Origin of the sequence: Streptomyces spinoverrucosus, assembly GCF_006539505.1 — a bacterium.
Lineage (GTDB): Bacteria > Actinomycetota > Actinomycetes > Streptomycetales > Streptomycetaceae > Streptomyces > Streptomyces spinoverrucosus.
Genome location: NZ_BJND01000027.1, coordinates 94183 through 107058 on the forward strand (window position 1 = coordinate 94183; position 12876 = coordinate 107058).

Annotated in this window: 10 protein-coding genes; 2 read left to right on the plus strand and 8 right to left on the minus strand. The window is 69.9% G+C overall.

All coding sequences use genetic code 11. The annotated features are described in order from the left end of the window. Nucleotides 1-18 precede the first annotated feature (18 nt). The gene (locus SSP24_RS20275) at nt 19-2121 is read right to left on the minus strand and encodes an ATP-binding protein (RefSeq protein WP_141311073.1); all 2103 of its coding nucleotides are present in this window, start codon (nt 2119-2121) and stop codon (nt 19-21) included. A 243-nt stretch (nt 2122-2364) separates the two neighbouring features. Between SSP24_RS20275 and gabT the strand changes: the two genes are divergently transcribed. Next, nucleotides 2365-3699 (plus strand): 4-aminobutyrate--2-oxoglutarate transaminase, encoded by a 1335-nt coding sequence (gene gabT / locus SSP24_RS20280; RefSeq protein WP_141311074.1) that lies wholly within the window; start codon nt 2365-2367, stop codon nt 3697-3699. Nucleotides 3700-4171: 472 nt separating this feature from the next. After that, a complete protein-coding gene (locus SSP24_RS20285; RefSeq protein ID WP_174864677.1) occupies nt 4172-4843 on the plus strand; it encodes a phosphatase PAP2 family protein in 672 nt (223 codons plus the stop codon). Here SSP24_RS20285 and SSP24_RS20290 read toward each other — a convergent pair. From SSP24_RS20290 to SSP24_RS20320, 7 genes are all read right to left on the minus strand, one after another. Next, the gene (locus tag SSP24_RS20290; protein ID WP_167529639.1) at nt 4782-6572 is read right to left on the minus strand and encodes a chitinase; all 1791 of its coding nucleotides are present in this window, start codon (nt 6570-6572) and stop codon (nt 4782-4784) included. The two genes, SSP24_RS20285 and SSP24_RS20290, sit on opposite strands and share 62 nt — an antisense overlap. Nucleotides 6573-6658: 86 nt before the next feature. Beyond that, the gene (locus SSP24_RS20295; protein WP_141311075.1) at nt 6659-7117 is read right to left on the minus strand and encodes a hypothetical protein; all 459 of its coding nucleotides are present in this window, start codon (nt 7115-7117) and stop codon (nt 6659-6661) included. A gap of 113 nt (nt 7118-7230) precedes the next feature. Further along, nucleotides 7231-8661, minus strand: coding sequence for an NAD(P)/FAD-dependent oxidoreductase (locus SSP24_RS20300; RefSeq protein ID WP_141311076.1), 1431 nt, complete (start codon nt 8659-8661; stop codon nt 7231-7233). Between the two features lie 23 nt (nt 8662-8684). After that, on the minus strand, nt 8685-9488 hold the full coding sequence (locus SSP24_RS20305) for an ABC transporter permease (protein WP_229866055.1): 804 nt from the start codon (nt 9486-9488) through the stop codon (nt 8685-8687). 24 nt (nt 9489-9512) lie between these two features. Then, complete coding sequence (locus SSP24_RS20310; RefSeq protein WP_141311078.1) at nt 9513-10439, minus strand: ABC transporter permease; 927 nt, start codon at nt 10437-10439, stop codon at nt 9513-9515. Beyond that, nucleotides 10439-11584, minus strand: coding sequence for an ABC transporter ATP-binding protein (locus SSP24_RS20315; RefSeq protein ID WP_174864678.1), 1146 nt, complete (start codon nt 11582-11584; stop codon nt 10439-10441). The genes SSP24_RS20310 and SSP24_RS20315 overlap by 1 nt, the downstream gene beginning before the upstream one ends. 8 nt (nt 11585-11592) lie before the next feature. Next, complete coding sequence (locus tag SSP24_RS20320) at nt 11593-12837, minus strand: ABC transporter substrate-binding protein (protein WP_141311080.1); 1245 nt, start codon at nt 12835-12837, stop codon at nt 11593-11595. Nucleotides 12838-12876 lie beyond the last annotated feature (39 nt).

Sequence of the window (12876 nt, forward strand, 5' to 3'; positions counted from 1 at the left end):
CGGGCACCCGCGAAATCCTCAGTCGCGCAGATCCACCAGCAGCGGAGGCGCGTGCTCACCCTTCACGTTCGTCAACGACAGCACGGCATGCCCGGGCGGCACCGCGTGCGCCAGCTCGGACGCGGACCACCGCTCCCGCTCGACCTGCCGCACCGTGACCGCCCGCGCCGTCGGCGCCTTGCCGGTGATCACTCGGCGCAGCATGTGCACGGCCTTGCCCGCCGGGGTCTCGGCGATGATCTGCCGGTCGGTGACGTCCCGGGTCTCGGTCCACTCCGTGCCCCACACCTCGGCGAAGTCCTGCCCGTCCCACGGGGTGAGCCCGGACAGCGCGACCCTGCACCCGGTGGCCCCGAGCAGGGGTCCACGCAGCGGGCGCGGTACGTCGTCCAGGGTGCGCAGCGTCAGCACGGCCCCGGCGTGCGCCGACCGCAGCCGCTGGATCCCCCGGACGGCCTCGGGCGTCACGACGCCGGTCGCGTCGTCCAGGATCAGGCAGGCGAACAGCGAGCGGTCCTCCCGTACCGCCACGCTCGCCGTGAACTGGGCGAGGACAAGCCGGGCCAGCATCCGGGAGGCGTCGGCGTGCCCGCGTTCGGGCAGGTCGATGCGGACCCGCACGGGGTGGTCGAGGGCCTTCAGGGAGAACGGCCGGGACTGTCCGGAGGTGTCGAAGAACCCCGCGAAGGCGGGGCGGTCCAGCAGCGCCACCCGGTCGGCGAGCACACCGCCCACGTCTCCCGGGTGGCCCAGCTGCCGCTCGCGGGCGTCGAGTTCCCGCAGCAGTGAGTCCTGCCCGGCGTCCTGCAACGCCGTCCGCAGCTCACTCATCGGCCCGGGCGCGCCGTCGAGGAGCCCACGCAGTTCCGGTACGGAGGGGAAGCGGCCGTGGACCGCTCGGAACGGGCCGAGGAGCTGGGCCAGCACCGTGGTGGAGCGGCGGCTGTCGCTGCCGGGGTGCGGGTCGGCGAGGTCCCCGACCAGCGCCTCGGCCAGTATGGCGGCGGCCTCGTCGGGGTCGGTGGTGCCGCCGTACAGGTCCAGGTCGTGGACGGACTCCGGGTTGCCGATGCGTACGACGACGTCGTAGGCATCGGCCGGGCCGAGCCCGGCGCCCGCCGCGCCGACCACGACGACGGCGGCGCGTCCGGCGAGCGCGTGCAGGCACAGCGACTCGGCGAGCGGACGGACGACGGTGCCGGTCTTGCCGGAGCCGGCCGGGCCGACGGCCACGAGCGAGGTGCCGAGCAGGTCGGGGCCAAGGGCGAGGCCGGTGCCGCGGTAGGCGTAGGGGTTGCGGGGGTCGTCGGCGGTGGTGCCGAGCCTGACCTGGCCGGTGACCAGGTCGTGGCGGGCGAGCCGGGCGGACAGGTCGCGTTCGCCGGAGGGGTGCAGGCAGGCGGCGGCGCCGTCCTTGAGGACCGCGCCGGTGAAGGTGGCGAGGCTGTGCCGGCCGCTGCGGACGCCCTGCCAGGCGCGGGTGATGCGGGCGTGGTCGACGTCGCGCATCAGCCCGGCGCGGACGTCGGCGGCGAGCCGGTCGGCGGCGTCGGAGGCACCGGCGGCACGGAGTGCGGGCCATTCGGCGGGGTCGGCTTCCGGGGCGGGCGGCCGCTCGTGCCCCGGCGTACGGCGCCAGGCGGGGGGACCGTACCGGCGCCAGATCTCGCTCCACCGCCCGAGGCGCCCGACCCCGACCATGATGATCAGGGCGACGACGACGTAGTAGGCGTAGACGACGACAACGGCGCCGACGCTGTGCGGCTCGGCCCAGGAGTCGGGGATCATCGCGTACAGCGGGAGCAGCCACCAGCCGCCCAGGTAGCCGTTCCACAGCAGCGACCAGATCAGCCAGCCGACCAGGAAGGCGATCAGCGCCCCGGTGAGGAGCTGACGCCCGGGAACGGCCTCCGGCTCCTCCTCCGGCCGCGCCCGGTACCCGAACCGCCACACCCCGGGCGCCGCCTCCGGCCGCGGCGTGCGCAGCCAGGTGAGGAAGGCAGAGCCGTCCGGCCGGGGCGGCACGGAGGGCCTGGGTGGCATCGCAGGGGGTGGCCCCGCCGGACGAGGTACAGGATTCGCATGCGTACCCCGCGCGTCCTGCGTCCCGTCGCTGTCCATCGCGCTTGCCCCCTGAGCAGCCGTTCCGTCCACCATCAGCGAGTCAATCTAATGCCCCCGGAAGGGGAGTTCACGGCTTGCGCCGCCCGGCGCGCGGAGCGGACCGGCACTCTTCTATGTCCAAGACGGACAACCCCACCCCCCTGACAACGCCCACATGGAGCATGCCCACCCTCCTGCCCCGGTCCTAACCTGCGAGAAAAGGAAAGAACGTAAGCGTCCGTAAACCCCCAGGAGCCCCTCATGACCGCAATCCCGCAGGAGCGCCGCGTCGTCACCGCCATCCCCGGCCCGAAGTCGCAGGAACTGCAGGCCCGTCGTACCGCCGCGGTCGCCCAGGGCGTGGGCTCCGTGCTGCCGGTGTTCACCGCGCGCGCGGGCGGCGGGATCATCGAGGACGTCGACGGCAACCGCCTCATCGACTTCGGTTCCGGTATCGCCGTGACGTCCGTCGGCGCGTCCGCCGAGGCCGTCGTACGCCGGGCGAGCGCCCAGCTCGCCGACTTCACGCACACCTGTTTCATGGTCACGCCGTACGAGGGGTACGTCGAGGTCGCCGAGGCGCTCGCCGAGCTGACGCCGGGTGACCACGCCAAGAAGTCCGCGCTGTTCAACTCCGGCGCCGAGGCCGTCGAGAACGCCGTCAAGATCGCCCGTGCGTACACCAAGCGCCAGGCCGTCGTCGTCTTCGACCACGGCTACCACGGCCGTACGAACCTCACCATGGCGCTGACCGCGAAGAACATGCCGTACAAGCACGGCTTCGGCCCGTTCGCTCCCGAGGTCTACCGGGTGCCGGTCGCCTACGGCTACCGCTGGCCGACCGGCCCGGAGAACGCGGGCCCGGAGGCCGCCGCGCAGGCCATCGACCAGATGTCCAAGCAGGTCGGCGCCGACAACATCGCCGCGATCATCATCGAGCCGGTGCTCGGTGAGGGCGGCTTCATCGAGCCGGCCAAGGGCTTCCTCCCCGCCGTCCGGCAGTTCGCCGCCGACAACGGCATCGTCTTCGTCGCCGACGAGATCCAGTCCGGCTTCTGCCGCACCGGCCAGTGGTTCGCCTGCGAGGACGAGGGCATCGTCCCCGACCTGATCACCACCGCCAAGGGCATCGCGGGCGGTCTGCCGCTCGCCGCCGTCACCGGTCGCGCCGAGATCATGGACGCCGCGCACGCCGGTGGCCTGGGCGGCACCTACGGCGGCAACCCGGTGGCCTGCGCCGGTGCGCTCGGCTCCATCGAGACGATGAAGGAACTGGACCTCAACGCCAAGGCGAAGAACATCGAGGCGATCATGAAGGCCCGCCTCACCGCCATGGCAGAGAAGTTCGACATCATCGGCGACGTCCGCGGTCGCGGCGCCATGATCGCCATCGAGCTGGTCAAGGACCGCGCCACCAAGGAGCCCAACCCGGAGGCCACCGGCGCGCTCGCCAAGGCCTGCCACGCCGAGGGCCTGCTGGTCCTGACCTGTGGCACCTACGGCAACGTGCTGCGCTTCCTGCCGCCGCTGGTCATCGGCGAGGACCTGCTGAACGAGGGCCTCGACATCATCGAGCAGGCGTTCGCACGCATCTGAGCGCGAACCTTGGCTCGAACCCGAGCGCGCATCTGAGCACCGGCCCGTTCATCCAGCGCCCCACGTCAGGGCATGTGAAGAACGTGTGGGAGGTGGATGGCGGGTCGGGATTGCGTCTGTCGTAGCCGCGGCGCCTGCCGTAGGTTCTGACGCGATGAGATACACCCCGCCCGCAGGGAACTGTGGGTGACATCAGGCCGGGGCCTCCCCAGCTTCGACCTGGTCGTGCCCTCGCGCACACAACCGGGGCCCTCGGCCCCGGGTCTCCTCACCGATCGGACGGTCGCTCGCCCCAAACCCCCCGGGGCGCGCGACGTTCCGGTCAGGACGGCCGCCTGGGTGCGGTACGCCCCTGAAGGGCCGGCGCACACCCCCCCTTGCGTCGGCCTTTCGGCGTGTTTTGGCGCATTTGGGCGTGTCATTGGTCCAGACCTGTGATGGCGAATACCGCCCACCTGCGAAGCTGTTCCTCGTGTTTCCTCTGCTGCTCGCCCTGCCCGCCGTCCTCTTCGCGCTGATCACCTGGCAGGTCGTCGCCGACGGGCCGCTGGTCCGGCTGGACGAGCGGCTCAGCCATGTGCTCGTCCAGCCGGACCGGTTCTCCGAACTCCTCGCCGACCTCGGCAACGTCCAGGTCGCCGTCCCCGTGCTCGTCCTGGTCGCGGGGTACACCGCGTGGCGGGCCCGGGGCGCGGGGACGCACCGCTGGTGGCTGCCGGGTGCCGCCGCCGTCGTCCTGATGGCCCTGGTCCCGGCCCTCGTCGTCCCACTCAAGGAACTGACCGACCGCCCCGGCACCCCCGTCGAGCCGCCGGCCACCGGCTACTACCCCTCCGGGCACACCGCGACCGCCGCGATCGCCTACGGCTGCGCGACCCTGCTCCTCCTCTCCCGGCTTGCCGGTCCGCTCGTCCGCCGGGTGCTGCTCGCCGTCTGCCTCGCCCTCAATCTCGGCGTCGGCTTCGGGCTGGTCCGGCGTGGCTACCACTGGCCACTGGACGTCGTGGCCAGTTGGTGCCTCTGTACGGTGCTGATCACCGGCTATGTGCTGTACGTCGGCAGCGTCGGACGTGTCGGCCCGGTCAGCCGAAGTAGCCGTCGAACGTCCGCTGGAACTCCCAGTTCGAGTACCGGTCCCAGTTGATCGACCACGTCATCAGTCCGCGCAACCCCGGCCAGACGCCATGCGTGGCGTACGAACCGCAGTTGGTCTTCTTCGTCAGGCAGTCGAGGGTCTTCACGACCTCGGCCGGGGGGACGTGGCCGTTGCCCGCGTGCGTGGACGCCGGCATGCCGATCGCCACCTGCTCCGGGCGCAGCGGCGGGAAGACGTTGTTCTGGTCGCCCGCCACCGGGAAGCCAGTCAGCAGCATGTCGGTCATGGCGATGTGGAAGTCGGCGCCGCCCATGGAGTGGTACTGGTTGTCGAGGCCCATGATCGGGCCCGAGTTGTAGTCCTGGACGTGCAGCAGGGTGAGGTCGTCGCGCATCGCGTGGATCACCGGGAGGTACGCTCCGGCCCTCGGGTCCTGGCCGCCCCACTGGCCGGTGCCGTAGTACTGGTAGCCGAGCTGGACGAAGAACGTCTCCGGCGCCATGGTCAGCACGAAGTCGTCTCCGTATCTGGCCTTCAGGGTCTTCAGCGCCGAGATCAGGTTCACGATCACCGGGGTCTTGGGGTTCTTGAAGTCGGTGTCGTCGGCGTTCAGGGACAGCGAGTGGCCCTCGAAGTCGATGTCCAGGCCGTCCAGGCCGTACTCGTCGATGATCCTCGACACCGATGCCACGAAGGTGTCGCGGGCCGCCGTGGTCGTCAGCTGCACCTGGCCGTTCTGGCCGCCGATCGAGATCAGCACCTTCTTGCCCGCCGCCTGCTTGTCCCGGATCGCCGCCTTGAACTCGGCGTCGCTCTCGACGTTCGGGCACTCGGTCACCGGGCAGCGGTCGAAGCGGATGTCGCCGGAGGTGACCGAGGTCGGTTCGCCGAAGGCCAGGTCGATGACGTCCCAGCTGTCGGGCACGTCGGCGAGGCGGGTGTAGCCGGAGCCGTTGGCGAAGCTGGCGTGCAGATAGCCGACCAGGGCGTGCGGCGGGAGGTCGGGTGAGCTGCCGCCGCCCTGGGTGGTCGTCGCGGTCACGGTTGCCGACCTCGCCGACTCGCCCGCGTCGTTGACGGCGGCGACCTGGAAGGCGTACGCCGTCTGCGGCGACAGTCCGGTCACCGTGGCCGAAGTGCCGCTCACCGTCTGGACCTTCACGCCGTCGCGGTAGACGGCGTAACCGGACGCACCCGTCACCGCGGACCACGACAGGGCGACGCTGGCGGAGGTCACCGTGCCGACCTTCAGCCCTGTCGGCGGTGCGGGCGGCTGTCCGACCTCGCCGCCGGGGCCGATCAGCGTGATGTCGTCGGCGTGGTAGGCCCCGGTGCCGTACCAGCCGTGCGTGTAGATGGTGACCCGCGTGGTGGACGGGCCCGTGCGGAAGGTGGTCGTCAATTGCTGCCAGTCGGGGGCGGACTGGGTCCAGGTGGACACGTCGGTGGTGCCGGTGCCGGAGGCGCCGAGGTAGACGTAGGAGCCGCGGACGTGACCGCTGAGCGTGTAGGAGGAGTCCGGCCGTACGGTCACCGTCTGCGCGCACCGGGCGTTGTCACTGCCCGCCGGGGTCGCCTGCAGCGCGGAACTGCCGCTGCGCACGGGTGAGTTGACCGTCGTACCGGAGGTGCAGGTCCAGCCGTCGAGGCCGGATTCGAAGCCGCCGTTGCGAGCGAGGTCCGCGTCGGCCGCACGGGCGGCCGACGAGAGCGCGGTGACGCCGGGCAGGATCAACGCCGCGGCGGCTAGGAGGGCGAGGGGTCTGAAGCGGTCCACAAGTGCCTCCAGGCATGGGGGAATTGGAGGGTGGAGCGCCCACAACTTGGTCCAGACCAATCTCGCTTGTCAAGGGTTCTCGTCGACTAGCCCTCCTCGGTGTCCCTCGTCGCCAGGCCCGCCGCCGCCTCGTGCATGGCCAGTTCCAGCAGCGTCGGGTCCGTCAGCGTGCCCGAGCCGTCCGGGGGGACCAGCCAGCGCACCTTGCCGGTGCAGCGGCCCGGGTACGGCACGACGATCCAGACGCCGGCTCCGGCGGTGCGGATGCCCGTGCCGACCCAGCGGGACGCCGTGCCCGGCGGTACGAAGAACCCCGTCCGGGCGTCGCCGAAGTCGACGAGCACCGGGCCCGGTCGGTCGAGGATGCGGGTGAGGATGTCGAGCGTGCGATGGCCGAGCGCGCCCGGCAGGATCAGTACGTCCCAGGCCCGGCCGGCGGGCAGCAGCGCGACCCCCAGGGGGTGGCGCTCCCATTCCCACCGGCAGGCCTCGGGGTCCGGTGCGACGGATGCCAGCCACTCGACGGCCGTCTTCGCCCCTGTCATGAGGAAACCTCCCTCTCTGTTCGTGGACGCTGGTCGCGTCACGAGGGAGAGGGAGGTCTCCTGCCGGGCATTACGCGGCTTTCCGCACCCAATACGGGTGAACTGGGTCACCCTCAGCTGTCGAAGCCGAGCCCCAGTCTGTCCAGCGCCCTCAGCCACAGGTTCCGCCGCCCGTCGTGGGCGTCCGCCCTGGCCAGCGACCACTTGGTGAGGGCGATACCGGTCCAGGCGAACGGCTCCGGCGGGAACGGCAGCGGCTTCTTGCGGACCATGTCGAGCGAGGTGCGCTCGGTGTGCTCTCCGGCCAGCAGGTCGAGCATGACGTCGGCGCCGAATCTCGTCGCCCCCACGCCGAGCCCCGTGTAGCCCGCCGCGTACGCGACCCTGCCGCCGTGTGCCGTGCCGAAGAACGCCGAGAAGCGCGAGCAGGTGTCGATCGCGCCGCCCCAGGCGTGGGTGAAGCGGACGCCCTCCAATTGCGGGAAGCAGGTGAAGAAGTGCCCGGCGAGCTTGGCGTACGTCTGAGGGCGGTCGTCGTACTCGGCGCGCACCCGGCCGCCGTACGGGTAGATGGCGTCGTAGCCGCCCCACAGGATGCGGTTGTCGGCGGACAGCCGGAAGTAGTGGAACTGGTTGGCGCTGTCGCCGAGGCCCTGCCGGTTCTTCCAGCCGATCGCGCCGAGCTGCTCGGCGGTGAGCGGTTCGGTCATCAGGGCGTAGTCGTAGACCGGGACGGTGTACGCGCGGACGCGTCTGACGAGGCTCGGGAAGATGTTCGTGCCGAGCGCGACCTTGCGGGCGCGGACCTGGCCGTAGGGGGTGCGTACGGCCATTCCGGCGCCGTACGGCTTCAGGGTGAGGGCGGGGGTGTGCTCGTGGATACGCACGCCGAGGTCGAGGCAGGCCCGCTTCAGCCCCCAGGCGAGCCTGGCGGGGTTGAGCATGGCGACGCCGCGGCGGTCCCAAAGACCCGCCTGGAATGTCGGTGAGTCGACCTGTGCCCGCACCGCTTCGGCGTCCAGGAACTCCACGCCGTCGGCGAGGCCCTCGCGCTCCGTCTTCTCGTACCAGTCGCGCAGTTCCCACGCCTGATAGGTCTCGGTGGCGACGTCGATCTCGCCGGTGCGCTCGAAGTCGCAGTCGATGGAGTAGCGGGCGACCGCCGCCTCGATGCCGTCGAGGTTGCGGGCGCCCAGCTCCTGGAGCTTGTGGATCTCGTCGGGCCAGCGGGTCAGGCCGTTGGGCAGGCCGTGGGTGAGGGAGGCGGCGCAGAAGCCGCCGTTGCGGCCGGAGGCGGCCCAGCCCACCTCGCGGCCCTCCAGCAGGACGACATCCCGCCCGGGGTCGCGCTCCTTGGCGTTGAGCGCGGTCCACAGTCCGCTGTAGCCGCCGCCGACGACCAGCAGGTCGCAGGTCTCGGCGCCGGTCAGCGCGGGCTCGGGGTGGGGCCTGCCGGGGTCGTCCAGCCAGTACGCGACCGGCTGGGCGTCGGAAAGGGACTTCATCCAGTTGTCGTTACCACGGCTCATGGCGCTTGGGGCCATGATTTCAACTCCCTACGGGTGCGTTACGCCTTCTGGCGCTTTCGGCGGCTGCCGATGGCCATGGAAGCCAGGACGAGCAGTACGGCGACGACGAACATGGCCGTACCGATGACATTGATCTGAACGGGCGTGCCGCGCTGTGCCGAGCCCCAGACGAACATGGGGAAGGTGACGGTCGAACCCGCGTTGAAATTGGTGATGATGAAATCGTCGAAGGAGAGCGCGAAGGCGAGCAGCGCGCCCGCCGCGATTCCGGGGGCGGCGATCGGCAGGGTGACCCGGACGAAGGTCTGGAACGGGCCGGCGTACAGATCGCGCGCGGCCTCCTCCAGCCTCGGGTCCATCGACATCACACGCGCCTTGACGGCGGTCACGACGAAGCTGAGGCAGAACATGATGTGCGCGATCAGGATCGTCCAGAATCCCAACTGCACACCCATGTTGAGGAAGAGCGTCAGCAGCGAGGCCGCCATGACGACCTCGGGCATCGCCATGGGCAGGAAGATCAGCGAGTTGACGGCTCCCCGCGCGCGGAAGCGGTACCGCACGAGCGCGAAGGCGATCATCGCGCCCAGGACCGTGGCACCCAGCGTCGCCCAGAGGGCGATCTGGAGGCTGAGGGAGAGCGATCCGCACAGGTCGGCGACACCGCACGGATCGGTCCAGGCGGCCGTGGAGAATTCCTGCCACTCGTAGTTGAAACGGCCCTTCGGATTGTTGAAGGAGAAGACCGTTACGACGACGTTCGGCAGCAGCAGGAATCCGAGCGTGAACAGCCCCGCGATGACGACGAGATGGCGCTTGAGCCAGTTGACGCTCGTGCCCAATTTGCGACTCCGTCGCGTGTCCATTTAAACCAGATCCTCCGTGCCGGACTTGCGGATGTAGAGCGTCACCATGATGAGGATCGCGAACATCAGGATGAAGGAGAGCGCCGCGGCCGTCGGATAGTCCAGAATCCGCAGGAACTGCGACTGGATGACGTTTCCGATCATGCGGGTATCGGTGGAGCCGAGCAGATCGGCGTTCACGTAGTCACCGGCGGCCGGGATGAAGGTCAGCAGCGTGCCGGAGACGACACCGGGCATCGACAGCGGGAAGGTGACCTTCCGGAAGGTCGTCCAGGGCTTGGCGTACAGGTCGCCCGCCGCCTCGTGCAACCTGCCGTCGATGCGCTCCAGCGAGGTGTAGAGCGGCAGGATCATGAACGGCAGGAAGTTGTACGTCAGACCGCACACGACCGCCAGCGGGGTGGCCAGCACCCGGTCCCCGGCGGTGATGCCGAGCCAGCTGGTGACGTCCAGAATGTGCAGCGTGTTGAGGGCGCCGACGACCGGGCTGCCGTCCGCGAGGATCGTCTTCCAGGCGAGGGTGCGGATCAGGAAGCTGGTGAAGAACGGCGCGATCACAAGGATCATGATCAGGTTCCGCCAGCGACCCGCGCGGAAGGCGATCAGATACGCCAGCGGATAGCCCAGCAGCAGACACAGGACCGTAGCGGAACCGGCGTACAGCACCGAGCGCAGGAATTGCGGCCAGTACTCGGACAGCGCGTTCCAGTAGGTGGCGAAGTGCCAGGTGACCTCGTAGCCCTCCTCCAGGGAGCCCGTCTGCACGGACGTGGAGGCCTGGTAGATCATCGGCAGCGCGAAGAAGATCAGCAGCCAGAGGATGCCGGGCAGCAGCAGCCAGTACGGTGTCAGGCGGCCGCGCCTGCGCGGCGGTTTCTTCTCCGGTGCGGGCGCCAGCGGCGGTGGCGCCTCGGTGAGCGTCGACATCAGGCGGCCTCTTCCTCGGTGCCCGCGTCGATGTCCTGCGCGGCGTCCAGGCCGAAGGTGTGCGCGGGGCTCCAGTGCAGGACGACGTCGGCGCCGGGCGTGAGGCGGCCGTCACGCTCGACGTTCTGCACGTAGACGGCGAGTTCGGGACAGATGGGGCTGTCGATGACGTACTGCGTGGAGACGCCGATGAAACTGGCGTCCGCGATGGTGCCGGTGATGCGGTTGCGGCCGTCCGGGATCTCCCCGGCGTCGTCCGCGTGGACGAGGGAGATCTTCTCCGGGCGCACGCCGACCAGCACCTTGCCGCCGGTCGCGGTGGACGCGGAGCAGCGCTCCGAGGGGAGCGTGAGCTTGCCGCCGCCCGCCTTGAGGACGATGTCGTCGCCCGCCTTGGTGTCGACCTCGGCCTCGATCAGGTTGGAGGTGCCGAGGAAGTTGGCGACGAAGGTGGTGCGCGGGTTCTCGTACAGCTCGTCGGGGGCGCCGAGTTGCTCGACCCTGCCCGCGTTCATCACGGCGACCGTGTCGGCCATCGTCATGGCCTCCTCCTGGTCGTGCGTGACGTGGACGAAGGTGATGCCGACCTCGGTCTGGATGCGCTTGAGCTCCAGCTGCATCTGCCGGCGCAGCTTCAGGTCGAGGGCGCCGAGCGGCTCGTCGAGGAGCAGCACCTTGGGGTGGTTGATCAGCGCGCGGGCGACGGCGACGCGCTGCTGCTGGCCGCCGGAGAGCTGGTGCGGCTTCTTGCGGGCCTGCTCACCGAGCTGGACCAGGTCGAGCATCTCCTCGACCTGCTTCTTCACGCTCTTGACGCCGCGCCGGCGCAGGCCGAAGGCGACGTTCTCGAAGATGTCGAGGTGCGGGAAGAGGGCGTACGACTGGAAGACCGTGTTCACCGGCCGCTTGTACGGCGGCAGCGCGGTCACGTCCTGGTCGCCGAGGAAGACGGTGCCGCTCGTCGGCTCCTCGAGTCCCGCGATCATCCGCAGGGTGGTGGTCTTGCCGCAGCCCGAGGCGCCGAGCAGGGCGAAGAAGGAGCCCTGCGGGACGGTCAGGTCCAGCGGATGTACGGCGGTGAAGGAGCCGTAGGTCTTGCTGATTCCGGAGAGGCGGACGTCGCCGCTGCTGTCCTTCGTCGTCATCGTCGTCGTCACGCCCCTGTGAGCTTCGCGAACTTCTCTTCGTACGCCGTCTCTTCCTTCGAGCTCAGCGAGCGGAAGGCGTGAGACTTGGCGGCCATTTCCTGGTCGGGAATGATCAGCGGGTTGTTCGCCGCGTCCTCGTCGATCTTGGCGAGCTCCGCCTTCACCCCGTCGACCGGGCACACATAGTTGATGTACGCGGCGAGCTGCGCGGCCGGCCCCGGCTCGTAGTAGAAGTCGATGAGCCGTTCGGCGTTGGTCTTGTGGCGGGCCTTGTTGGGCACCAGGAGGTTGTCCGTCGAGGTCATGTAGCCGCTGTCGGGGATGACGAAGTCGACGTCCGGGCTGTCCGCCTTGAGCTGGACTACGTCACCGGCCCAGGCGAGGCATGCCGCGAAGTCGCCCTTGCTGAGGTCCGACGTGTAGTCGTTGCCGGTGAAGCGGCGGATCTGGCCCTTGTCGACGGCCTTCTGCAGACGGGCGATCGCCGCGTCGAAGTCGTCGTCGGTGAACTTGCCCGGGTCCTTGCCCATGTCCAGCAGGGTCATGCCGACGCTGTCGCGCATCTCGGTGAGGAAGCCGACGCGGCCCTTGAGCTTGGGGTTGTCGAGCAGATCGGAGACGGACTTCACCTCGACGCCGTCCAGCGCCTTCTTGTTGTAGGCGATGACCGTGGAGATGCCGGTCCAGGGGTAGGAGTACGCCCGTCCCGGGTCCCAGTCGGGGCTGCGGAACTGCTGGGACAGGTTGGCGTACGCGGTGGGCAGGTTGGACGCGTCCAGTTTCTGGACCCAGCCGAAGCGGATGAGGCGCGCGGCGAGCCAGTCGGTCACACAGATCAGGTCGCGGCCGGTGTCCTGGCCGGCCGCGAGCTGCGGCTTGATCTTGCCGAAGAACTCGACGTTGTCGTTGATGTCCTCGGTGTACTTGACGGTGATGCCGGTGCGCTTCTTGAACTCGTCGAGCGTCGGGTGGCGCTTGCCGCTCTCGTCGACGTCCATGTACTCGGTCCAGTTGGAGAAGTTGACCGTCTTCTCCTTGGCCGAGTGGTCCTCGGACGACACTCCGGCCGTCTGCGCCGCCGGCGGAATGCCGCAGGCGCTCAGCGCCCCCAGGCCGCCCACCGCGAGCGCGCCGCCTGCGGAGGCGCGCAGCAGCGAACGGCGGGTGAGGGCGGCCCTGCCGCTGCGCAGGCTGCGCCGCATGGCGGCCACCTGGGCCGCGGACGGGCGGTCGGGCTCGTACTGCTCCATGCGCGTGGTGCCCTTTCGGGATGGGCGGCCGCGGTTCGG